The 24,804-nt window shown below is 54.7% G+C and carries 20 protein-coding genes; 12 read left to right on the top strand and 8 right to left on the bottom strand.

Features of this window, described 5'->3' with window-relative positions; translation table 11 throughout:
* The first annotated feature begins 50 nt into the window (after positions 1-50).
* The 12 genes from HMPREF1487_RS11545 to HMPREF1487_RS11490 all read left to right on the top strand — a co-directional run bounded on the left by HMPREF1487_RS11545 (position 51) and on the right by HMPREF1487_RS11490 (position 15,542).
* Entirely contained in the window at positions 51-1,481 is a 1,431-nt protein-coding gene (locus HMPREF1487_RS11545) for a sigma-54-dependent transcriptional regulator (protein ID WP_010796829.1), read from the top strand.
* Between the two features lie 688 nt (positions 1,482-2,169).
* A complete protein-coding gene (locus HMPREF1487_RS11535) occupies positions 2,170-3,573 on the top strand; it encodes a polynucleotide adenylyltransferase PcnB (protein ID WP_010796827.1) in 1,404 nt (467 codons plus the stop codon).
* A gap of 3 nt (positions 3,574-3,576) precedes the next feature.
* Positions 3,577-4,062, top strand: a complete 486-nt coding sequence (gene folK, locus HMPREF1487_RS11530) for a 2-amino-4-hydroxy-6-hydroxymethyldihydropteridine diphosphokinase (RefSeq protein ID WP_010796826.1) — start codon at positions 3,577-3,579, stop codon at positions 4,060-4,062.
* 254 nt (positions 4,063-4,316) lie between these two features.
* Positions 4,317-5,117, top strand: coding sequence for a 3-methyl-2-oxobutanoate hydroxymethyltransferase (gene panB / locus HMPREF1487_RS11525; protein WP_010796825.1), 801 nt, complete (start codon positions 4,317-4,319; stop codon positions 5,115-5,117).
* Positions 5,114-5,968, top strand: a complete 855-nt coding sequence (gene panC / locus HMPREF1487_RS11520; protein WP_010796824.1) for a pantoate--beta-alanine ligase — start codon at positions 5,114-5,116, stop codon at positions 5,966-5,968. Before panB ends, panC begins: the two co-directional genes overlap by 4 nt.
* 182 nt (positions 5,969-6,150) lie before the next feature.
* Entirely contained in the window at positions 6,151-7,815 is a 1,665-nt protein-coding gene (pgi, locus tag HMPREF1487_RS11515) for a glucose-6-phosphate isomerase (protein ID WP_010796823.1), read from the top strand.
* Positions 7,816-7,976: 161 nt separating this feature from the next.
* Complete coding sequence (acs, locus tag HMPREF1487_RS11510; protein ID WP_010796822.1) at positions 7,977-9,926, top strand: acetate--CoA ligase; 1,950 nt, start codon at positions 7,977-7,979, stop codon at positions 9,924-9,926.
* A gap of 87 nt (positions 9,927-10,013) precedes the next feature.
* Positions 10,014-10,892 (top strand): oxygenase MpaB family protein, encoded by an 879-nt coding sequence (locus HMPREF1487_RS11505; protein ID WP_010796821.1) that lies wholly within the window; start codon positions 10,014-10,016, stop codon positions 10,890-10,892.
* Between the two features lie 71 nt (positions 10,893-10,963).
* On the top strand, positions 10,964-11,980 hold the full coding sequence (locus HMPREF1487_RS11500) for a class I SAM-dependent rRNA methyltransferase (RefSeq protein WP_010796820.1): 1,017 nt from the start codon (positions 10,964-10,966) through the stop codon (positions 11,978-11,980).
* 80 nt (positions 11,981-12,060) lie between these two features.
* Entirely contained in the window at positions 12,061-14,919 is a 2,859-nt protein-coding gene (locus HMPREF1487_RS11495; protein ID WP_010796819.1) for a DUF748 domain-containing protein, read from the top strand.
* A gap of 8 nt (positions 14,920-14,927) precedes the next feature.
* A complete protein-coding gene (locus tag HMPREF1487_RS26780; RefSeq protein WP_010796818.1) occupies positions 14,928-15,221 on the top strand; it encodes a DUF2845 domain-containing protein in 294 nt (97 codons plus the stop codon).
* 9 nt (positions 15,222-15,230) lie between these two features.
* Positions 15,231-15,542 carry a DUF2845 domain-containing protein gene (locus tag HMPREF1487_RS11490; RefSeq protein WP_010796817.1) on the top strand — a complete coding sequence of 104 codons (312 nt, stop codon included), beginning with the start codon at positions 15,231-15,233 and terminating at the stop codon, positions 15,540-15,542.
* On the opposite strand, the gene HMPREF1487_RS11485 is transcribed toward HMPREF1487_RS11490, so the two are convergent.
* The 8 genes from HMPREF1487_RS11485 to nusA form a co-directional block, all read right to left on the bottom strand.
* Positions 15,543-15,986: a PA2169 family four-helix-bundle protein gene (locus tag HMPREF1487_RS11485; protein WP_010796816.1), complete on the bottom strand. Its 444-nt coding sequence runs from the start codon at positions 15,984-15,986 to the stop codon at positions 15,543-15,545. It abuts the gene before it with no gap.
* 54 nt (positions 15,987-16,040) lie between these two features.
* Complete coding sequence (locus tag HMPREF1487_RS11480) at positions 16,041-16,403, bottom strand: BON domain-containing protein (RefSeq protein ID WP_010796815.1); 363 nt, start codon at positions 16,401-16,403, stop codon at positions 16,041-16,043.
* Positions 16,404-16,638: 235 nt separating this feature from the next.
* A complete protein-coding gene (pnp, locus tag HMPREF1487_RS11475) occupies positions 16,639-18,744 on the bottom strand; it encodes a polyribonucleotide nucleotidyltransferase (protein WP_010796814.1) in 2,106 nt (701 codons plus the stop codon).
* Between the two features lie 154 nt (positions 18,745-18,898).
* Positions 18,899-19,168 (bottom strand): 30S ribosomal protein S15, encoded by a 270-nt coding sequence (rpsO, locus tag HMPREF1487_RS11470; RefSeq protein WP_010796813.1) that lies wholly within the window; start codon positions 19,166-19,168, stop codon positions 18,899-18,901.
* A 95-nt stretch (positions 19,169-19,263) separates the two neighbouring features.
* A complete protein-coding gene (truB, locus tag HMPREF1487_RS11465; RefSeq protein ID WP_010796812.1) occupies positions 19,264-20,178 on the bottom strand; it encodes a tRNA pseudouridine(55) synthase TruB in 915 nt (304 codons plus the stop codon).
* A 2-nt stretch (positions 20,179-20,180) separates the two neighbouring features.
* Positions 20,181-20,561, bottom strand: coding sequence for a 30S ribosome-binding factor RbfA (gene rbfA, locus HMPREF1487_RS11460; protein ID WP_010796811.1), 381 nt, complete (start codon positions 20,559-20,561; stop codon positions 20,181-20,183).
* 94 nt (positions 20,562-20,655) lie between these two features.
* Positions 20,656-23,250, bottom strand: coding sequence for a translation initiation factor IF-2 (infB, locus tag HMPREF1487_RS11455; protein ID WP_010796810.1), 2,595 nt, complete (start codon positions 23,248-23,250; stop codon positions 20,656-20,658).
* A 26-nt stretch (positions 23,251-23,276) separates the two neighbouring features.
* Positions 23,277-24,758 carry a transcription termination factor NusA gene (gene nusA / locus HMPREF1487_RS11450; RefSeq protein WP_010796809.1) on the bottom strand — a complete coding sequence of 494 codons (1,482 nt, stop codon included), beginning with the start codon at positions 24,756-24,758 and terminating at the stop codon, positions 23,277-23,279.
* Positions 24,759-24,804 lie beyond the last annotated feature (46 nt).

Below are 24,804 nucleotides of genomic sequence, written 5' to 3'. Positions count from 1 at the left end.
ATGCGCCACTGCCTGGCGCCTCCGCTCTGCCACCGTCGAGAGAGCCCAATATGGCACATATTTTGATCGTCGAAGACGAAACCATCATTCGCTCGGCCCTGCGCCGATTGCTCGAGCGCAATCAGTTTCAGGTCAGCGAGGCTGGCTCTGTGCAGGAAGCGCAGGATCGTTACGACATTCCATCGTTCGACCTGATTATCAGTGACCTGCGCCTGCCCGGTGCCCCTGGGACTGAGCTGATCGACCTGGCGGCAGGCAAGCCGGTGCTGATCATGACCAGCTATGCCAGCCTGCGCTCTGCCGTAGACTCCATGAAGCAAGGCGCTGTCGACTACATCGCCAAGCCATTCGACCATGACGAGATGCTGCAAGCGGTTGCGCGCATTCTCATCGAGCGCGAACAGGCCCCGCAGCAGACACCGCCGGAGCGTCCAGCCACTCGCGGCGAAGCGCTGCCAGTCCACGACAGCGACATTGGTATCATCGGCAGTTGTGCTCCCATGCAGGATCTGTATGGCAAGATTCGCAAGGTTGCCCCTACCGATTCCACCGTGCTCATTCAGGGGGAGTCCGGTACGGGCAAGGAGCTGGTGGCTCGTGCACTTCATAACCTGTCACGCCGGGTAAAAGCGCCTCTGATTTCTGTGAACTGCGCTGCCATTCCCGAAACGTTGATCGAGTCCGAACTGTTCGGCCATGAGAAAGGTGCCTTTACAGGTGCTAGCGCAAGCCGCACTGGCCTGGTCGAGGCAGCTGATGGCGGTACGCTCTTTTTGGACGAAATCGGCGAGCTGCCGCTGGAAGCTCAGGCACGCCTGCTGCGTGTCTTGCAGGAGGGCGAGATTCGCCGCGTCGGCTCGGTGCAGTCGCAAAAGGTCAATGTCCGCCTGATTGCAGCCACTCACCGTGATTTGAAGACGTTGGCCAAGACCGGGCAATTCCGGGAAGACCTCTATTATCGTCTGAATGTTATTTCCCTGCGCCTTCCGCCGTTGCGTGAGCGAAGCAATGACGTGCTAGAAATCGCCCGCGTATTTCTGGCCCGCCAGTCCAACCGCATGGGTCGCGAGACCATGCATTTCAGCCAGGAAGCTGAACTCGCCATTCGCCATTACAGCTGGCCGGGTAACGTTCGGGAGCTGGAGAATGCAATCGAACGAGCCGTCATTCTCAGCGAGAAGAACGAAATCGAACCGGACCTGCTCGGCATCGATATTGAACTGGAAGATTTGGACCTTTCCGAACACTTCCTTGATCCACTCGAGACGCCTCTGGGCTCCTCCAATGTCAGCCATGAGCCTACGGAAGACCTCTCCCTGGAGGACTATTTCCAGCACTTTGTGCTTGAACACCAGGACCACATGACCGAGACCGAATTAGCCCGCAAGCTTGGCATAAGTCGCAAGTGCTTGTGGGAGCGACGTCAACGGCTTGGTATTCCGCGCCGAAAAACGGGCGCTACCAGCACCGACCTGTCCTGATAGACAGAAAACGCATCGTTACCGATGCGTTTTTTTTGCGGGTAACACAGGGCCATCGTTTCAGAATGTGTTACCGCCGTAACATCAGGCGAGGTTAACGGTAACGAATTTCTCATGTTGCCCGCCTCAAAAAACACTACATATTTTCACAAGCCATTGTTTTAAAACGATTTTTAAAAGTTGGCACAGCATCTGCTTTATATCTGGCACAACAAAAATAAAAAATCAGTAAAACCCCTAATAAAAATAAGACGTAACGACTCCAGCACAATAAGAACAAGCAGGCGGAGGCGTAGCTAACTGATCATTTTGGAGAAGAGTCGATTGCGGAGCATTTGCCCCGTACCAGGCCGAGAACAATAAAACTGCCCTGAGGCAGCACCTGCACTGGATAGATCAATTGTGATCATGACGACATCAGCGTCCAAAGTAATCCGTTTGCTCTTGGCCCCGAATTTGGGAGCCCTCCTGGCGGCAGGTATCCGACCAGGACGGACCAGACAAGAAAAACAACAGGTTCGATATAACAATAAAAACAAAGCACGTACCAATTTGGGGGGGAGCTTCGGCTCCCCCAGTGCCTTAAGCTTCACGCCAGCCATCATTCAAGATCCCCTCCTATAATGCTAGAATCCGCCATAACCGCGGGTTTCCGCTCGCTCCGCCGACCTCAAGAACAGTGCTATCAATGCTGAAAAAGCTGATCCAGTCCCTGCGTTCGCCATTACGTCGCGCACCCAGTAAGCCTGAACTACCTATCGTGATTCCTCGTAGCCAGCACGCGCTGGAGCGTGAACAGATTAGTCGCCATGCCCTGAGCGTTGTGGATCGGCTGGAGAAGGCTGGCTACCAGGCCTATCTGGTCGGTGGTTGCGTAAGAGATCTGATGCTGGGCGTTGAGCCGAAGGATTTCGACGTCGCGACCAACGCAACGCCTGAGCAGGTACGCGCTGAATTTCGCAATGCACGCGTCATTGGACGTCGCTTCAAGCTGGTCCACGTACATTTTGGCCGAGAGATCATTGAAGTGGCGACTTTCCGCGCCAATCACCCCGAAGAAGAAGAGGATGAAGACTCCGTTCACTCCGCCCGCCACGAAAGTGGACGCATCCTTCGTGACAACATCTATGGCAATCAGGAGCAGGATGCACAGCGGCGTGACTTCACGATCAATGCCCTGTACTACGAAGCTACCCAGGAACGTATCTTCGATTATGCCAATGGCGCCTCGGATATTCGTAATCGCCTGATTCGCTTGATTGGAGATCCCGAGCAGCGCTACCAGGAAGATCCAGTGCGCATGCTGCGAGCCGTACGCTTCGCGGCTAAGCTGGGCTTCGAGATCGAAGAGCAGACAGCAGCACCTATTCGCCGCCTGGCACACCTGTTAAGGGATATCCCAGCCTCCCGTCTGTTCGATGAAGTGCTCAAGTTGTTCCTGAGCGGTAACGCAGAGCGCACCTATGAGCTGCTGGTCACCTATGATCTCTTTGCCCCTCTATTCCCGGCAACAGCTGAAGCGCTCGAAAAGAACCCTGAATACACAGGCCGTCTCATCAAGCAGGCGTTGGCCAATACGGACGCACGTATTCGTGAAGGCAAGCCGGTAACACCCGCCTTCCTGTTTGCAGCGCTGCTCTGGCCTGCCCTTCCCGCCCGCGTGGATTACCATCAGGAAAAGGGGCTGCCACCGATTCCAGCCATGCAGGAAGCGGCTCACGACATTACGCTTGAACAGTGTCGCCGGATCGCCATTCCCAAGCGCTTTACTATTCCCATGCGCGAGATCTGGGACATGCAGGAACGCTTGCCTCGTCGTCAGGGCAAACGCGCCGATATGCTCTTGGAAAACCCCCGCTTCCGGGCAGGCTATGACTTCCTTCTGTTGCGTGAGAGCGCCGGCGAGCGTACCGGTAACCTGGGTCAATGGTGGACGCGTTATCAGGAAGTCAGCGACAGTCAACGTCGAGAGATGATTCGTGAATTGAGTCAGGAAGACGGCAAGGGCGCGGTCCGCAAGCGCCGCCGTGGCGGTGGGTCACGCAAGCGTCGCACACCTGGCACCGACAAACCTACCCCGTCAGCGGAGTAATCGATGGAGCGTGTTTACATCGGGCTCGGCAGTAATCTGGCGGAGCCCCGTACCCAGCTTGAATCAGCGCTGGCGGCGTTGAGTACACTTCCGCAAAGCCGACTTGTCTCCCGATCCTCCTTTTATGGAAGCGACCCATTGGGTCCGGCTGATCAGCCCCGCTATGTAAATGCTGTCGCAGCGCTTGATACCGCTCTGGAACCACTTGCGCTGCTGGATGAGCTGCAAGCCATCGAGCAACAGCAGGGTCGAGTCCGCAAGGATGAGCGCTGGGGCCCCAGAACACTAGACCTTGATATCCTGCTATTCGGCAGCCACACGATCAATGAGCCCCGCCTGACCGTACCGCACTATCATATGCATGCCCGGGCGTTCGTTCTCTATCCTCTGGCCGAAATTGCCTCGGATGAGTTGCGCCTGCCCGATGGCAGCCTGTTGCAGGCTCTGCTGGACCAGTGCCCGTTCGTGGGCCTGGAGCGACTGGAATAAGGGACTTGCAAGTCATAGTGTTACCGTAACGTTCCGGTAACACATCGTGATTGACTTCCCCTGAACTCGCCGAGACTATAGGCACCCACTTGCCTGGCCATCCCTTTGTTACTGCCTACAGACAGGCTGTGTCCTCTGCAGAATTGGCAGGCAAGCGATGAGATCTGTAGTTCGCTACAGCCATCAACCAGAATAAAAAGATACGACTGTATGTCCCCAGCCATTCAGGACACAGCCTGAAGAGGAAGTTTGATATGCCTGAGGTTACCCTCACCACTTTGCAGGCGCTGAAACAGCGTGGTGAAAAAATCACCATGCTGACCTGCTATGACGCGACCTTTGCCCATACGGCTAGCCAGGCGGGCGTCGAAATACTGCTGGTAGGCGACTCCCTGGGCATGGTCCTTCAGGGCCACGACAGCACCCTGCCTGTTACCACGGCCGATATGGCCTATCACACGGCCTGTGTAAAACGCGGCAATCGTGGCGCACTTATCGTGGCCGATATGTCCTTTATGGCTTACTCGACACTGGAGCAGACCTTCCAGAATGCTGGCGCACTGATGCAGGCCGGCGCGCACATGATCAAGCTGGAAGGCGCTGCCTGGCTGGCAGAGCCTATTCGCCAGCTGGCTGAACGGGGCGTTCCGGTCTGCGCGCACCTGGGCCTTACGCCTCAGTCAGTAAATGTGTTTGGTGGCTTCAAGGTACAAGGGCGTGATGAGGCTCGCGCCCAGCAGCTGCGTGAAGATGCCAAGGCGCTTGAGGCAGCCGGAGCTGCCATGATTGTGCTTGAGTGTGTCCCCAGCCCGCTGGCGGCCGACATTACACGCGCTGCCAACATACCGGTCATCGGTATCGGTGCTGGCGCGGACACGGATGGGCAGGTACTGGTCATGCACGACATGCTAGGCCTTGCTCTGACAGGCCGCTCACCCAAGTTCGTGAATAATTTCATGGCCGGCCAGAGCAGTATCCAGGAAGCCTTCACAGCCTATGTTCAGGCTGTCAAGAGCGGCACCTTTCCCGCACCAGAACACGGATTTTCGGCATGATTACCGTACACACTATCAGCGAGCTGCGAAACGCAGTCGCCGAGGCCCGCCGCTCAGGCAAGCGCATCGGTTTTGTTCCCACCATGGGCAATCTGCATGCAGGCCATGTCGCCCTGGTTGATACAGCGCGGGTCCATAGCGATTTCGTGGTTGCCAGTATTTTCGTCAATCCACTGCAGTTCGGTCCCACCGAAGACCTGGACAAATACCCGAGAACGCTTGCCGCTGACCAGGAGAAACTGGCAGCGGCCGGCTGCGCAGTTCTATTTGCACCTGCCGTATCGGAGATGTATCCCGAAGGGATGGACCACCAGACACGGGTCAGCGTCCCGGTCGTTTCGGAAGGCCTGTGTGGCGGCAGCCGCCCCGGTCATTTCGAAGGCGTCGCCACGGTTGTCAGCAAGCTGTTCAACATGGTCCAGCCTGATGTCGCTGTGTTTGGTGAAAAGGACTACCAGCAGCTCGCTGTTATCCGCAAGATGGTCAATGACCTGAACATGCCTATCGAGATCATAGGTCAGCCTACCGTTCGAGACACCGATGGGCTGGCACTATCATCACGTAACGGCTACCTCAATGGCGAACAGCGCGCCACGGCCCCTTGCCTGTATAGCCTGCTGAAACAAGTGGCCGAGCGTATCCAGGCAGGTCGCCGCCACTACCCTGCCCTGCTCGACGAGGCCAGACAGCAGCTTGAAGCGGATGGCCTGCGAGTGGATTATCTGGAGCTTCGTCAGCAAGGCACATTGCGCCCGGCGGCAGAAGCCGATCGGCAACTGGTAATACTATTGGCCGTCTATGTTGGAAACACACGGTTGATTGATAATTTGTCATTCGAGCTTGATATCTAATCAGCAGGATGAGCACCGCTTCGCTAAAGCCCGGAACACCCCGGGCTTTTTCGTGTCTGACGGCCATCATTAGCTTGACTGACGCGCTCTATTTGGCGTGCTATAGCCGGGCGTGCCACAAGCTTTATCCCAAGATGTAGTGCACAACGTACGACAATACCTACAGAAGGAAGCGAATCCCAATGGAGTATTACAAACAGCCTATCAACGTTACCGAGTTGAAGTCCTGGCAGGCACTGACAGAACATCGTCAGGAGATGCAGTCCTTCACTATGCGTAATGCGTTCGCGGCGGACCCAGGACGCTTCAAGCAATTTTCATTGAGCGCCTGCGGGCTGTTTCTGGACTACTCCAAGAATCTGCTAACTCAGCAGACTCGCGACCTGCTGATCAACCTGGCACGTGAAGCAAACCTTGAAGGCGCGATCAAGGCGTTATTGTCAGGCGAGCCCGTCAATTCCTCGGAAAATCGTCCTGCACTCCATACAGCCCTGCGCCGCCCGCTAGGCGACAAGGTGATGGTGAACGGGCAGGATGTCATGCCGGAGGTACATCGGGTACTGGGCCGCATGACCGACCTGGTCAACCGTATCCATAACCGCCTCTGGCGAGGACACACAGGCAAGCCGATCACAGATGTCGTCAATATCGGAATCGGCGGCTCCTTCCTCGGACCCCAGCAGGTTGCCGAGGCACTCACGCCTTACGCACAGTCGCAGGTCCGCTGCCATTACCTCGCAAACATCGATGGCAGCGAATTCCATGAGCTGGTGACCGGCTTGGAAGCCGAAACGACCCTGTTCATCGTTTCTTCCAAATCCTTCGGTACCCTGGAAACCCTGAAAAACGCCCAGGCTGCACGTGCCTGGTGCCTCGGTCAGGGTTGCGCCGAGCAGGATCTGCACAAGCATTTCATTGCGGTCTCCAGCAACGTGAAGACAGCCGTTGAGTTCGGGATCAGCGAAGAAAACATTTTCCCGATGTGGAATTGGGTCGGCGGCCGTTACTCGCTGTGGTCGGCAATCGGCCTGCCTGTTGCCATTGCCATCGGTGTATCCAATTTCAAGGAATTGCTGGCCGGCGCCTATGCTATGGACCAGCACTTCCTGAACACGCCCTTCGAAAGCAACCTGCCCGTGCTGCTGGGCCTGCTGGGTGTGTGGTATGGCAACTTCTGGGATGCTCAGAGCCACGCTGTACTGACCTACGATTACTATCTGCGCGACTTCACTAAGCATTTGCAGCAGCTGGATATGGAGTCCAATGGCAAGCGTGTTCGCCAGGACGGTACTCCCGTCGCCACGGCAACCGGCCCGGTCATCTGGGGTGGCGTAGGCACCAATGGGCAACACGCGTATCACCAGCTGATGCACCAGGGCACCCCGATGATTCCATGCGATTTCATCGTGCCGGCCTCCAGCCATCATCCCATTGCTGACCATCACCCCTGGTTGTATGCCAATTGCCTCTCCCAGAGCCAGGCCCTCATGCGCGGCAAGACGCTTGAAGAAGCGGAAGCCGAACTGCGCGCTAAGGGCCTGCCTGATGAGCAAGTAGCATTCCTGGCTCCGCACAAGGTCATCCCGGGCAACCGCCCCAGCAATACGCTGGTATTCGAGCGCGTAACCCCGAGCAGCCTAGGCGCCCTGGTGGCGCTCTATGAGCACAAGGTATTCGTACAAAGCGTGATCTGGGGTATCAATGCCTTTGACCAGTGGGGCGTAGAGCTGGGTAAAGAGCTGGGTAACAGCGTCTATCAGCATTTGGTTGGCAATGGAGAAGAGGCTGCGGAAGATGCCTCGACTCAAGGTCTGATCGAGTACTTCCGCCAGCACCATCGCGGCTGACCAATCCGCTCCGCTCAAAACGCCGCTCTTGCGGCGTTTTTTTATTTTCACCTACGACTTTCGGCCAGAAATACACACACTCTATCGCCTGGCTGAACCCCATCGCCCAAATAGCGCCTAATGTGGATGGAAGCGGAGAACAACCACAACAGGAGCCCGCCATGTCGGAACACCATCGCTACCCCGTGCCCGAAGCAGTGCAAAAGCAAGCCCTTCTGGATAAAGAAGGCTATGAGCGTCTCTATCGCCAGTCCATTGAAGACCCTGAGCGCTTTTGGGGTGAGCAGGCCAAAGCCATGCTTGACTGGTTCAAACCGTGGGATGAAGTTCACCATAGCGATCTGGCCAAGGGTGAAGCCTCATGGTTCAAGGGTGGTCAACTGAATGTGTCCTACAACTGTGTCGACCGCCATCTGGACAAGCGTGCGGACCAGGTCGCCATTATCTGGGAAGGCGACAATCCCTCCGACTCCCAGAAAATCACCTACCGTGAGTTGCACCAGAATGTTTGCAGGCTGGCTAACGTTCTGAAGGCTCATGGCGTCAAGAAAGGTGACCGTGTGTGCCTGTATCTCCCCATGATTCCCGAAGCGGCCTATGCCATGCTGGCCTGCTCCCGGCTGGGTGCGGTCCACTCTGTGGTGTTTGGCGGTTTTTCTCCCGACGCCCTGCGCGACCGTATCCTGGATGCCGATTGCCGTACCGTCATTACCGCCGATGAAGGGACCCGCGGCGGCAAATGTGTCCCGCTCAAAAACAATGTGGATAAGGCCTTGGCCTCATGCCCGAATGTTTCCAACGTGATCGTAGTACAGCGCACCAAGGGCAATATTGCATGGACCGAAGGTCGGGACGTTTGGTACCACGACGCCGTGCAAAACGTCAGTGATGAATGTCCAGCCGAACCGGTGGATGCGGAAGATCCGCTCTTCATCCTCTACACCTCGGGCTCGACCGGTAAACCCAAAGGGGTATTACATACCACCGGGGGTTACCTGCTGGGCTCTGCAATGACCTTCAAGTATGTATTCGATTATCACGAAGGTGAGATCTTCTGGTGCACCGCGGACGTCGGCTGGGTAACCGGCCATAGTTATATCGTCTATGGTCCCTTGACCAATGGGGCGACAACGCTGATGTATGAAGGCATGCCGAGTTACCCGGATGCCTCACGCTTCTGGCAGGTCGTGGATAAGCATCAGGTTAACATCTTCTATACAGCCCCCACCGCCATTCGGGCACTAATGCGTGAGGGAGACGCCTATGTGCACAAAAGCTCCCGCGCCAGCCTCCGCTTGCTGGGTAGTGTAGGCGAGCCCATCAACCCTGAAGCGTGGGAATGGTACTACCGCGTCGTAGGTGAGAAGCGCTGCCCTATTGTCGACACATGGTGGCAGACCGAAACAGGCAGCATCCTGATCGCACCGCTCCCTGGCGCAACGGACCTCAAGCCAGGCTCGGCTACACGCCCCTTCTTTGGCGTTCAGCCTGTTCTTCTGGACGACAAAGGCAAGGAGATCGAAGGCCCTGCCGCAGGTGTTCTGGCTATCAAGGCCAGCTGGCCCAGCCAGATCCGAAGCATCTATGGCGATCATCAACGTATGATCGATACCTACTTCAAGGCTTACCCCGGCTACTATTTCACCGGTGACGGTGCCCGCCGTGATGAAGATGGGTATTACTGGATTACCGGCCGCGTGGATGACGTAATCAACGTATCCGGCCACCGGATCGGCACGGCAGAAGTGGAAAGCGTGCTGGCTTTACATGACGAAGTGGCCGAGGCCGCTGTAGTAGGCTGCCCCCATGATGTGAAAGGCCAGTGCGTCTATGCATTTGTCACCCCAATGGGCGGTGTGCAACCCACGGATGAGCTGAAAAAGCGCCTGCTGGCTCAGGTCAGTTCCGAGATTGGCAGCTTTGCAAAACCGGACTTCCTCCAGTGGGCGCCGCGGCTACCCAAGACACGCTCTGGCAAAATCATGCGACGTATCCTGCGCAAGATTGCCTGTGATGAGCTGGACACTCTGGGCGATACCTCCACCCTGGCTGATCCTTCCGTCGTGCAGGAGCTGATTGAGCATCGGCAGAATCTTGCAGCCAAAAAGTGAGTAAAACCGCCGCCGGGCATAGCGTTGGATGTCTGGCGGCTCGTTATCCATTAAGCTTTACGTGATGAAGCATCATTTGGGGCTGTAATGGAAATTCTGCGACGCCGTATTGAAAGTCAGGTTATGAGCCTTACCGGGCTAAGCCTGGGCGGAGTCGATTACGAAAACCCACCTGGGGACCCTGGCCTGTTCGGACCTGATTCCGCCTGCTGGAAGGTACACAGTGACTTTACCTGCATGATGATCGGCGGGGTCGCCGCCCTGCTTCTGCAAATGCTGCATCCCTTGGCACTGGCAGGTGTCTGGGATCACTCCCGCTTTCGAGAAGATATGCTGGGCCGATTACGGCGTACCGGCCAATTCATTGCCGCCACTACCTTTGGCAACCAGGCCGATGCACAACGGTTGATCGAAAAAGTCCGGATGATTCATGGCCATATCAAAGGAGTTGCCCTGGATGGACGCCCTTACGCAGCCGATGACCCTGATCTTTTGACGTGGGTACATGTCGCAGAGGTAAGCAGCTTCCTGAAAGCCTACCTTCGCTATTTCAATCCCCACTTTTCCCTTGCTGAGCAGGACCGTTATTACCGAGAAGTTTCCCTGATTGCCAGGCAACTGGGCGCTCAGCAAGTCCCGGTATCACGGGTAGAAATCGAACATTACCTCAATACGATGCGCCCACAGCTGGTCTGCGATGAACGTACACGCGAGATTACGCAGATCCTGCTTTCAGCCCCAGCCCCCAGTGCGCTGGCCAAGCCATTCGGTTCACTGATCATGAGAGCAGGGATTGATCTGCTACCCGAATGGGCCGCTCAGCAACTGAATATCCTGCCCGGCCATGCGGAGCGGCATCTGGTAAGGGCCGGCGTCAACCGTACAGCCCCCCTGTTACGCTGGGCGGTTCGCAACGGCTCTTCACATCGGGCACGCCGCCGCATGGGTCAGCCCACCAAGCCCTGATCGATCGCACGGCAGCCCACAATAATCTGTATTCTGTACGCCTTTATTGCTCTTCGCTTCAAGGCCTGCCCATGCAAACCCTTTTCTCCGCTCTGGACGCAGCATTGTCCCGCCGTGAGTCGCTCCTTGCACGACTTCATACCCAGGGTACAGATTGCTATCGACTGTTTCATGGATCACAGGAGGGAGCAGCAGGACTTACACTCGACCGGTACGGCCCGCAGTTACTGATTCAGAGCTTTCACGCCCCTGTTGAAAATGAGGTAATCCTTGCACTGCATCAGCAGGTTCAGCGTTTTTTGGGCCAGGAATTATTTCTTGTCTATAACGACCGGTCGCAGGGCAATTCCCGGATTGATCGCAGCAGCACCGCCCATACAACCGAACCAGATGCACTGGAGGCCACCGCCGCTCGCGAATGGGGCTTGACCTATCGTGTGCGGGGCCGCCATGCCGGCCAAGACCCGTTACTCTTTCTTGACCTGCGTAACGCGCGAGGCTGGGTCAAGCAGAACAGCCAGGACAAGTCAGTCCTGAATCTCTTTGCCTATACTTGCGGTGTAGGACTCTGCGCGGCGGCTGGTGGAGCGCAGGAGGTCTGGAATCTGGACTTCGCTACGCGCAATCTGGCTGTAGGTCAGGAAAACGGTACTCTCAATCCTTCATTGCCGCCCATGCAGTTCGTTCAGTCGGACTATTTCCCCGCTATTCGCCAGCTAGCCGGCTTACCTATCACTCATCGTCGAGGCCAGCGCTTGCCCAGTTATCCTCGCCTGGACCCAAAGCAATTCGACCTTGTATTTCTTGATCCACCGGCTTGGGCCAAAAGTGCCTTTGGAACGGTAGACCTTCAGCGTGACTATCAAAGCCTGCTCAAACCAGCGCTTCTGGCTACTGCCGAAAACGGCACCCTGGTGTGCTGTAACAACCTGGCCAAAGTCTCCATGGCAGAATGGCGCGAGTCTGTCCTGCGCTGCGCCAGCAAACAAGGAAGACCGGTACGTGACTGTCAGGTTATCGCGCCAGACGAGGACTTCCCGTCCTTTGACGGCCAGCCGCCCCTTAAGACCTTGATTTTACAGTTGTAACGATCACGCTTTGCGCATGCTGCCGTTGGAACCACAGCGGCATGTGCGATACTGGAGAGCACTCTTGATGGATAGACGCCATGCCCAAAGCATTGAAACGCGCCGCCATTGTGTTGTCGCTCCTCCTGCTGTATTGCCTGCTTGGTTTTCTGATTCTCCCGCGCGTTGCGTTGCACGTTGCAAACCAACAGTTGACGCGTTACACCACGCAGCCTGCTCAGATTGATGAGATCACCTTCAATCCCTTCACATTTGAAGTAGAACTGAAGGGGTTTCGCATTGGTTCTCCCGAACACCCCGTCTTGGCAGCCAAGCGCCTCTATGCTGACCTTGAGCTGAACAGCTTATGGCGAATGGAAGCACATCTGGCGCGTCTGGAGCTGGAAGAGCCCGTTATCGACGTTACGCTCGAGAAAGACGGTACGCTAAATCTTACCGAGCTGTTTAAAACGCCTGAGAATTCCGACCCTCAAGACAAGCCTACGGCAAATTCAACCGAGCAACCCTTTCCCTTGACCATCGATGCTCTTGCCCTTCAGAAGGCCCAGGTGCATTACCGAGATCAACAGCTCAAACAGCCCGTCGAAGTGAGTTTCAACCCCATTGATCTGACCCTAGAAAACATCGGCACCCGCACAGAAAACCCAGGCCGCTACAGCCTGAATGCCCAAGCAGGCCAGGATGGTGCACTCACAAGCGAAGGAACGCTCCACTTGGTCCCTTTCACCCTTAATGGCTCTCTGGAACTCAAGGAGGCTGCGCTGGCCCCCTGGTGGGCCTACGTCAGCGAAGCGCTACCGCTTTCACTCGATAAGGGTCGGTTGAATGGGCATGCTCAGTACCACCTCGAAACAGGAAAAACCTTTCAACTACAACTGTCCAAGACTAGCCTGAGCCTTGATGAGTTTTCCAGCAAAGCAGTCAATGCCACGCCACAAATACATCTAAACCACCTCGCTATTGCCGATGCCACACTGGACCTGACCAAACGCCAGATTCATCTGGGAAAGCTCGAGACCCGAAACTTGGAGGCCTGGGTCTCTCGGGATCGGGACGGGCAGCTGGATTGGGCCAAGTTGTTCACCTTCCCGGAGCAACCCGAGGCGTTGCCCGACACACCGAATTGGCAGATCAGAATTGGCAAGACTGACCTACAAGGCGGCCGCCTTCATCTAAAAGACCTGGCCGCTTCAGCACCAGTGGATCTGAACATAAAGGACATCAACCTGGCGTTATCCAGCCTTGATCTGGCAGGCCAAATGCCGACCACGGTCAACCTCAACGCTCAAGTTGGTCTACATGGGCAGCTTGAGGTTAGCGGTGAGCTGACATTGAATCCTGTGACTGCTCGCCTGCATATCATTAACAATGATATCGATCTACGCCTAGCCCAAGCCTATATTGGCCCCTATATCCGTCTTGAAGTGCGGAGCGGCATGCTGGCAAGCGACATCAACCTCTCCCTCCATGATACAGCGCCTCTTGCCTTGTCCGTGACCGGGCAGGCCCAGCTCACCCAGCTACATACTCTAGATACCCAGCGCCAGCGTGACTTCCTGCGCTGGCAAACGCTTACGCTCAAAGGTATCAGCTACGAGCATGGCCAGCGTCTCGCCATTGATGACATTACCCTGCTGCGTCCCTATGCCCGTCTTATTATCAACGAAGACCTGACCACCAACTTTCGTCAGCTGCTGATTCCTCAACCCAAAGACGACGCACCTGACAACACCACTCCGCTAACCCTGCACATCGGCGGTATTCATGTCGTTAACGGCTCGGCCAATTTTGCAGACTATAGCCTTACGCCCAGCTTCATAACGGCTATTCAGGAGCTGAACGGTCAAATCGGCACGCTGGATACAAAGGCCTCCGATCCGGCGGAAATAAGCCTGACCGGCAAGGTGGATCGCTTTGCACCCGTCAATATCAAAGGTCGTCTGAACCCACTGGATCCGCTCAACAAACTCAACGTGACAGCGGCATTCCGTCATGTTGAACTTACGACCCTCACGCCCTATTCCGGAAAATTCGCCGGCTATGCCATCCGCAAAGGGCGCCTGGACCTGGATCTCAACTACCGGATCGACAACAGCAAGCTGGATGCTCAAAACCATCTGGTATTGGATCAACTTGAGCTAGGTGAACGGATTGACAGCCCTGATGCCGTCGACCTGCCTGTCAGGCTTGCGGTTGCACTACTCAAGGACTCCCACGGCAGGATTGACCTGACTCTCCCTGTCGCGGGTAACCTCAACGACCCTAACTTCAGCGTGGCGCCCATCATCTGGCAAACGATGCGCAACGTCATTGCAAGGGCCGTCCAATCGCCCTTCAAGATGCTGGCAGGCTTGGCAGGTCGAGCAGAAACGGATCTCAACGAGATACCCTTTGAAGCGGCCTCGGTCAACTTGACGGGTGAGGCGCGTCAGTCGCTCGATACGCTGGCCCAGGCGCTAAAAAGGCGTCCGCAGCTGCAACTGGATGTAGAAGGCCGTAGCGCGGTTGAGATCGACGGCCCTTCACTTTCTGCGCAGCGCTTGGAGCGCGAATTCCAGACACAGTACTACAATTTGCTGCAGCGGCGAGGCGACAAGGTTCCCGCAGATGCCACCCAGCTTGCCGTACCGGAAGATATGCGACCTGCCTTGCTAGAAGGGATTTACCGTACCCGCCTTAAACAACAGCCGCCTGCCGAGTGGACACACCTGAGCGATACCGAGCGGCAGCAGCGTCTGAGTGCTGCCATTCTTGATTCATGGAAAACGAGTGATCTGCTTCTGCGACGACTGGCACAGGCGCGTGCTCAAAACATCAAGCAATACCTCGTAGAAAAGACCGGGCTTGAGGAAGGCCGTATTTATTTAATTGATGTCAATACAAGCCAGCAAGGCAATAATGGGCGTATCGCGGCACAACTTCATCTTGGCAGTAGCTAGGACAGCAGATGAGATACACCACAACCGCCATAGCCCTATTACTAGCGCTCTCCGCCTCGGTGGCGCTAGGTGACACGCTCCGCTGCGGCAGTAACTTGGTTAACCGAGGCGACCGTACGTTTGAGGTACAACGGAAATGCGGCGAACCTGCGCATCGAGATTTTATAGGCTACACGCAAGGTGACTATGGTCGTAGGGAATCGACACGGGAAGAATGGGTTTACGGTCCCTGGAATGGTGGAACCTACATTTTGACATTTGAAGCCAACCGGCTTGTCAGCATCGAATTCACACGTGATTAGAGCCTGTTCATGCCCTTTAATGCTCTTCGAGTCTCTGTACTGCTCATCCTCTCTACCATAGTGTGGCCTGCTCATGCCGAGTCCTTACGATGCGGTAGTCAGCTGGTCAATACAGATGACCATATCAGCGAAATTTACCGTAAATGTGGAAGGCCCGGCAGCCGTGCTAACCTGGGTTACATTGAGGTTGTAGACAGTTACAGAAGACGCAGCGACGTTAAAGTCGAAGAATGGGTATATGGCCCATGGAACGGCATGTATCACTATTTGACGTTTCGCGGCGACCGGCTGTTCAAGATTGAAAGCAAGCGCGGCCAGTAATTAGGCCACGTTAAGGCGAAGCTTGAGCTCTAAAAGGTGATCATGACACAGCTTGGCTTTTTGTAGCTGCTCCTGAACCAGCGGCTTGGCTTCCAGTTCCGGCATATCGTGTATGGCCTGTTCCAGCAGGTGGAGAAGCTGGTCCTCAGACTCCTCTAACACTTGAATATAGGTGGTATCCCCCGCTTCTGCCAGAGCAGCTCTGGTCTGTTCATAAAGTACTTTGAAAGAGCTTACAAAAAGACTGTCATTAGCAGGCTGCCTGCCATGCAAGGATGTCTGGCTACTTAACAGGATAACCAGACCCGCTTTCATCTGAGCCATCTCAGAGAACAACGCCTTGAGCTGGGGACTGCTCACTGCATTGATCGCTGACTCGTAGAATGTTCTGCCATTACGAGAAACTTCAATCAGATCCACAAAGGCATCTGCTTTTCCAGACATGGCACTTACCTCACAGATACTAAAAGTGGCGGGCTTCAAGCCCGCCACCTTAGATTACTCGGCCGATTTCAAGCCATCAGCCGATACGGCTTTAACACCTTTGATATTTTTCGCTTTTTCAACAGCCAGCTCACGCTGAGCGTCTGTCGCAACGGTACCTGAAAGGGAGACTACACCTTTGTTGGTCTCGACCTTGATATCGGTCCCTTTGATATGATCATCAGCAAGGAAAGAAGATTTCACCTTTCCAGTGATCCATGTGTCGGAAACTGTTTCCTCTGCCTTCTCCACGTTGTCATTAGCGGCCAACGTCATCGTTTGATGGTTTGTGGCAGCAAACGCACCTCCGGCAAGCGGCATGCTTAGAGCGGTAACAGCAGCGGCGGCAAGAGCGAAATGGCTGAAAGTCTTCTTCATGGTGTGACTCCTGTTTTGAGTGTACGCCGTATCCTGGCGCTAGCACTAATCATGATCGCAATCAGCATGCCAAGTCGGCTTCACAAAAAAATCATTAAATATCAATAAGTTAATAATTTAGCTTTTTAATAAACCGTTGCACATTGCAATAAATCGTTCATGCAATACATGCAAGTTGCATGAACAACGGACATAAAAAAGCCCAGCCAAGGCTGGGCTTTCAACTTACTAACTATCAGGCGCCAGAAGCTTCAGCTGCTGCGACATCCTTGATAGAGAGCTTGATACGGCCGCGGTTATCCACGTCCAATACCAATACCTTCACTTCCTGTCCTTCTTTCAGTACATCGGAAACCTTCTCGATGCGCTGATCGCTGATCTGGGAAATGTGTACCAGACCATCTTTGCCAGGCAGAATATTTACGAACGCACCGAAATCGACAATGCGCTCGACCTTACCAACGTAGATCTTGCCGATTTCAGCTTCTGCAGTAATACCCAGAACGCGCTGTTTGGCGGCCTCGGCAGCTTCACGGGTTTCGCCGTAAATCTTGACGCTGCCATCATCTTCGATGTCGATCGACGCCTTGGTTTCTTCACAGATTCCACGAATAACAGCGCCGCCTTTACCGATGACGTCGCGGATCTTGTCCGGCTCGATCTTCATGGCAATCATGGTCGGTGCATTGGCAGACAGCTCTGCACGCGGCTTGGCGATTATCTGATTCATTTGGGACAGGATATTGAGGCGAGCCTCTAGAGCCTGAGCCAAAGCGACTTCCATGATCTCTTCGGTAATACCGTTGATCTTGATGTCCATCTGCAGAGCGGTAACGCCCTTGTCAGTACCGGCCACCTTGAAGTCCATATCGCCGAGGTGATCTTCATCACCTAGAATATCGGTCAGAACAGCAAATCTGTCGCCTTCCTTTACCAGGCCCATCGCAACGCCAGCAACCGGAGCGCGAACTGGAACACCAGCATCCATCAATGCCAACGAGGCACCGCAGACAGAAGCCATGGAGCTTGAGCCGTTTGACTCAGTGATCTCTGAAACAACACGAATGCTGTAGGGAAACTCTTCCTGAGAAGGCAGCATAGCCTGCACACCACGGCGTGCCAGACGGCCATGACCAATTTCACGGCGGCCTGGGCTACCCATACGTCCGCACTCACCGACCGAGAAAGGCGGGAAGTTGTAGTGCAGCATAAAGGTGTCACGGCGCTCGCCTTCCAGCATGTCGAGGATCTGAGCATCGCGGGCAGTACCCAGGGTAGTCGCTACCAGCGCCTGAGTTTCACCACGCGTAAACAATGCGGAGCCGTGAGTCTTGGGCAGCACACCCACTTCAATATTCAGCGGACGAACAGTACGGGTATCACGACCATCGATACGCGGCTTACCGCCTACGATGTTCTCACGTACAGTGCGATATTCCAGCAGGCCAAAAATTTCCTTGACCTCGGCGGCACTGTACTGACCCTCTTCCTCACCCGCAAACTTGGCCACAGCCTGATCGCGCAGCTCACCCAGAGCCGCATAACGGTCCTGCTTGATGGTAATGGTATAAGCCTGAGAGATTGCCTCACCAAATTCGGCACGCAGCTGGTTAACCAAAGCTGTGTTCTCGACCGGAGCTTGCCAGTCCCACGTAGGCTTGCCTGCTTCAGCAGCAAATGCCTTAATTGCCTCGATGACAACCTGGAACTCTTCATGGGCAAACAGTACAGCGCCCAGCATCTGGTCTTCAGTCAGCTCGTCCGCTTCGGACTCAACCATTAGAACCGCGTCAGAGGTACCTGCGACAACCATGTCCAGGCTGGAACTCTGAAGCTGCTCATAGCTTGGGTTGATGATATAGCCCAGCTCTGGGTGGAACCCTACGCGTGCAGCACCAATCGGACCTGCGAACGGAATGCCGGAAATAGCCAGAGCGGCAGACGTACCGATCATGGCAGCAATATCCGGATCAGACTTCTTGTTGGTAGAAACTACAGTACAGACAACCTGTACTTCGTTCATGAAGCCTTCGGGGAATAGAGGACGAATCGGGCGATCGATCAGGCGGGAGGTCAATGTTTCCTTTTCGCTTGGACGACCTTCACGCTTGAAATAGCCACCGGGGATACGACCTGCCGCATACGTCTTTTCCTGATAGTGGACAGACAGCGGGAAGAAGTCACGGCCTTCTGCTGGAGACTTGGCACCCACAACAGTGACCAGAACGCTAACGTCTTCAGTACTGACAAGTACTGCACCACTGGCCTGACGCGCAATACGGCCCGTCTCCAGGGTTACGGTCTGCTGACCGAATTTGAATGTCTTGATTACTGGATTCACAGTATTTCCTTCTTGTATTGCCCTTGGGGAAATCTTGAGAGCGGCGGGGTATCGGACCCGGCGCGATCTCAGGGGACGCATGAAGCAAAAAAGCTGGAAACCGGCATAGCCGACCCCCAGCTTTTAAGCGACTAGCGTCCAGCTTGCATCGTGATCAACGACGCAGGCCCAGACGGCTGATCAGGTCACTGTAACGAGTAGTGTCCTTGGCCTTCAGGTAGTCCAGCAGCTTACGACGCTGGTTAACCATACGGATCAGACCACGACGGCTGTGGTGGTCCTTGCTGTTGGCCTTGAAGTGACCCTGCAGCTTGTCGATATTGGCAGACAGCAGAGCAACCTGCACTTCCGGAGAACCGGTATCGCCTTCGCCGCGCTTGTAGTCGTTAACGATCTGGGCTTTTTCTTCAACGCTAAGTGCCATGATAGGGCTCCTAGATATAACAGGCCGAGGGAACTACCCCCGTGTTCAGAGAAGAGGAATGACCATGCCTGTTAACAGCCACCCTCATATCAGTCTTACGACCGAACCAAACGACGCGGCGCAATACGCCCGTCGTCAGTCACCTCACCGATACCGATGAAGCGACCTTCATTATCCTGTACTCGCATCCAGCCAAATTTGGGCGCGTTCGCCGCTCGCACCGGCTGACCATGCAACCAATAGTAGGCTGTGTGCTCGGTCAGTTGTAGCAGCGGCCAGTGCTCCAGACCACTATCAACCGGGAGCAGGAAGGCATCCAACGCTTCTGCACCACCTTCTTCGTGCGCTTTTTCAAGCACCTCAAGGCTTACAGACTGAGCCAGAGCGAAGGGGCCTGCCTGAGTTCTGCGTAGTTCCGCTACATGAGCTCCGCAACCAAGCGTCTGGCCTAAGTCTTCGACCAGGGACCGAATGTAGGTGCCCTTGCTACAGTGCACATCGAGTGTAGCGCGATCCGTTGTCAGCGCCAGCAGCTCGAGACGGCTAATAGTAACAGAACGCGGTTCACGCTCCACCACCTCGCCTGCACGAGCCAGCTTATAGAGCGGCTGACCGTCTCGCTTCAGTGCCGAATACATAGGCGGAACCTGTAGGATATCACCTCGAAACACTGGCAGGGCTGCTTCTACAGCCGAGGCGTCAAGGTTTACCTCTCGACGGTCAACTATTTCTCCCTCGGCATCACCTGTCGTTGTAGTGACACCTAGCTGCATAACCGTTTCATACCCTTTATCCGCATCAAGCAGATACTGGGAGAACTTTGTTGCCTCACCAAAGCACAACGGCAAAACACCTGTTGCCAATGGATCAAGGCTACCGGTATGCCCCGCTTTTTCAGCATTAAGCAACCAGCGTACCTTCTGCAGGGCCGCATTAGAGGTCAGGCCTCTCGGCTTGTCGAGTACCAGAATACCGTTAACCGATCGACGGATTCGTTTCACTTGCGCCACGCTTACTCTCCATCCTCGTGACGACGATCTTCAGATACTGCACGCTCGATCAACGCAGACAGTTCCGCTCCGCGACGGATGCTCTCATCATAATGAAAGCGCATTTGCGGGATCGTCCTAAGTTTCATTGCGCGTCCTAACTGCTGACGCAAAAAGCCAGAGGCTTCATTCAGAATCCCTAAATTCTGGGCAATATCCTTAGACGAATCTTTACCCAAAACAGTAATAAATACTTTGGCGTGGGAAAGATCACGCGCCACATTGACGCCAGTAATCGTTACCAGGCCCAGACGAGGATCTTTAATTTCCCGCTGAATCAAAAGCGCTAACTCACGCTGCATCTGATCACCGATGCGCTGAGTACGAGTGTATTCTTTAGCCATCTTCGCTCTCTCTTAAAGCCAGGTGCTGTTAAAAAGACGAAGCTGGAAGCTGCCTTGCGGCAACTTCCAGCTCCTGGCTTTTCGCTTGCGTGAATTACAGCGAGCGTGCTACTTCGACCTTCTCGAAAACTTCGATCTTATCGCCGACCTTAACGTCGTTATAGCTCTTCACACCGATACCGCATTCCATGCCGGCACGAACTTCAGCCACGTCATCTTTGAAGCGACGCAGAGATTCAAGTTCACCTTCAAAGATCACAATATCTTCACGTAGAACACGAATCGGACGATTGCGATGGACCATGCCTTCAACAACCATACAGCCTGCAACAGCACCAAACTTCGGCGAGCGGAAGACGTCACGAACTTCTGCAATGCCCAGAATGTTCTCGCGAACATCGCTGCCCAGCATACCCGTTAGCGCTTTCTTAACATCTTCGATAATGTCGTAGATCACGTTGTAATAACGTAGATCCAAACCTTCCTGCTCAATGATCTTACGAGCACCAGCATCGGCACGAACGTTAAAGCCGAAGAGAACCGCATTAGAAGCCAGCGCTAAGTTCGCATCACTTTCAGTGATACCCCCTACACCACCAGCAACAACACGCACCTGAACTTCATCGTTACCCAGACCACTTAGCGAGCTTTGCAGAGCCTCTAGAGAACCGCGCACATCGGACTTGAGAACGATGTTAAGCGTCTTTTTCTCGTCTTGGCCCATGTTTTCGAAAATATTTTCGAGCTTGCCTGCCTGAGCACGTGCCAGCTTGACCTCACGGAACTTACCCTGACGGAACAAGGCAACTTCACGCGCTTTTTTCTCATCGGTCAGAACAGTCAGCTCATCACCGGCATCCGGCGTGCCATCCAAGCCAAGAATTTCGACGGGGATGGATGGGCCTGCCTCTTTGATCGGCTTGCCGTTCTCATCGAGCATGGCACGGATACGACCGAAGTTAACACCGACCAGGGCCATATCACCCTGACGCAGAGTACCGTTTTGCACCAGAACAGTAGCAACCGGTCCGCGACCCTTATCAAGGCGCGACTCAATTACTACACCACGACCTGGAGCCGAAGGTGTTGCAGTCAATTCAAGAACTTCAGCCTGCAGAAGAATGGCTTCTAACAGCTCATCAACGCCAGTACCTGCTTTGGCAGATACATGAACAAACTGAGTATCACCGCCCCACTCTTCTGGGATGACATCACGCCCAGCCAGATCATGTTTAACACGGTCCGGATCTGCATCAGGCTTGTCGATCTTGTTTACTGCAACAACGATCGGCACACCAGCAGCCTTAGCGTGCTGGATAGCTTCTTCTGTCTGTGGCATGACACCGTCATCGGCAGCGACAACCAGAATAACAATGTCGGTTGCCTGAGCACCACGAGCACGCATGGCGGTAAATGCTGCGTGACCAGGGGTATCCAGGAACGTCACCATGCCACGATCAGTGTTTACATGGTAGGCGCCGATATGCTGGGTAATGCCACCCGCTTCGCCTGCTGCAACCTTGGCGCGACGGATGTAGTCCAGCAAGGAAGTCTTGCCATGGTCAACGTGACCCATGACCGTAACCACCGGCGCACGGTGAACCTGCTCGCCCTCGAACTTGAGGGACTCAGCCAGCTGCTCTTCCAATGCATTTTCGCTAACCAGCTTAACCTTGTGACCAAGCTCCTCAGCAACCAGCTGAGCGGTTTCACGATCCAGCACTTGGTTGATCGTGGCAGGCGAGCCCATCTTAAACATGAACTTGATGACTTCAGCTGCCTTGACAGACATCTGCTGGGCCAGCTCAGCAACAGTAATTGTTTCGCCTAAAGCGACTTCACGAACAACCGGCCCTGTAGGGTTCTGGAAGCCATGCTGGTTACGCTTTTTGAGCTTGGACTTGTTTCGGCCGCCACGGCGACCGCCAAAACCATCATCTTCATCATCGCCGGCGCTACGAACAACGCGCGGACTACTAACCTTATCCTTCTCCTTCAAGGAAGGACGGTGCTGTGCATGCTTGCGATCGCGACGCTCATCCTCATCCCGCTTGCCTGCTACAGGCGGCGCTACGGGACGACGCGGTTCTTCGCGCTTACGCTCATCAGATGCAGCTGCCGGCGCTGCCGGTGCTGCTTTATTTGCAACCACTTCTTCCACTACTTCCTCGGGCTTGGTTTCTGTAGCGGCTTTCGCAGCCGCTTCTGCCACTTCTTGAGCGGCCTTGGCAGCAGCTTGCTGGCGAGCTTCTTCTTCAGCTTTAAGGCGAGCTTCCTCTTCGGCCTTCAAGCGAATCTCTTCTTCTGCTCGCTGGCGAGCTTCTTCTTCGGCCTTCAAGCGAGCAGCCTCTTCGGCCTCGCGCTGCGCCTCAAGCTCACGCTGCTGTTCGGTCGCCAACTCATCGGGACTTTGCTTGACGTAGGTCTTCTTTTTACGGACTTCGACATTAACCGTCTTGCTTCCAGACACCTTCAATGTCGTTTGAGTCTTGCGCTGGAGCGTTATTTTACGCGGTTCGTCCAGCTTGGTGTTTCCTTTCAGATGAGACAGCAGTTTTTGCTTTTCAGTGTCGGTCACAACCTGGTCTGCACTGCTATGGGACAGACCCGCTTCCCGCATTTGCTGCAGCAGGCGTTCAACCGGTGTATTGACCGTTTGGGCCAGTTCTTTCACCGTGACTTGCGTCATGCACTCTTCTCCTCAGGCAGCACCGCTCACTCAAACCAATGGGCACGGGCAGCCATGATCAACTTGCCGGCACGCTCTTCATTCATGCCGTTAATATCGAGCAGATCATCAATGGACTGCTCGGCAAGATCTTCGCGATTGGCAACGCCTCGCTGCGCCAGCTCAAGCGCGAGTTCCTCAGTCATGCCTTCGAGACTAAGCAAATCTTCTTCCGGCTTCTTGTCAGCCAGTTGTTCTTCCGTCGCGATGGCACGGGTTAACAGGCGGTCCTTAGCCCTATTACGAAGCTCATTGACGATGTCTTCATCGAAACCATCAATATTGAGCATTTCCTCCATGGGAACGTAGGCGATTTCTTCGAGCGTGGTGAAACCTTCTTCAACCAACACTTGAGCCAACTCTTCATCTACGTCCAGTTCGTCTACAAACTGCTGAAGAATATCGCCCGTCTCTGCCTGCTGCTTGGCCATGATGTCCTCTTCGGTCATCACGTTCAGCGTCCAGCCTGTCAATTGACTTGCAAGGCGAACGTTTTGGCCACTACGACCAATAGCCTGAGCCAAATTATCAGCGGCAACTGCGATATCCATGGTGTGGGTATCTTCATCAACAATGATTGACGCAACCTCAGCAGGCGCCATGGCATTGATAACGAACTGAGCAGGGTTGTCATCCCACAAAACGATGTCTACTCGCTCACCGCCCAATTCGCCAGACACGGCCTGGACACGCGATCCCCGCATGCCGATACAGGCACCCTGCGGATCGATACGCTTGTCTTTCGAGCGCACGGCAATTTTTGCACGCGAGCCTGGATCCCGAGCAGCGGCCATAACATCAATCAGCTGCTCAGATATTTCCGGTACTTCAATCCGGAACAGCTCAATCAACATTTCAGGCGCTGTGCGCGACAGGATTAGCTGAGGGCCACGATTTTCCGTACGGATTTCCTTGAGCAGTGCACGAACCCGAACGCCAACACGGAAGTTTTCCCGTGGGATGATCTGATCACGAGCCAGTAAGGCTTCTGCATTGTTGCCCAAGTCGACGATTACATTGTCTCGCGTAACTTTTTTGACTGTACCAGAAATGATCTCACCCACTTTTTCCCGGTAAGCATCAACAATCTGAGCACGCTCAGCTTCACGCACTTTCTGGACAATAACTTGCTTGGCTGTTTGAGCCGCGATGCGGCCGAACTCTATGGATTCGATCTTTTCTTCAATCAGATCGCCAATCTTGGCATCTGGATTGATTTCCTGAGCCTCATCGAGCGTCAGGTTTGCTGCTGGATTATCAAAGTCTTCATCTTTGACAACTGTCCAGCAGCGAAACGTTTCATAACTACCGTTGTGGCGATTAATAGCCACACGCAGCTCTACATCTTCTTCGTAGCGTTTCTTTGTGGCAGTGGCCAGGGCTAGCTCCAATGCCTCGAAAATGACACCGGGCGGAACACCTTTTTCATTGGAAACCGATTCCACTACCAGTAGAACTTCTTTACTCATCGTACGCCTCGCCTGTCGCAATCCTTTGGGATCCGCGGATTTGCGC

Source organism: Pseudomonas sp. HPB0071, assembly GCF_000478505.2.
Lineage (GTDB): Bacteria > Pseudomonadota > Gammaproteobacteria > Pseudomonadales > Pseudomonadaceae > Chryseomonas > Chryseomonas luteola.
The sequence above is the reverse complement of the archived record's forward strand: the minus strand, read 5'-3'. Positions and strand labels throughout refer to the sequence as shown.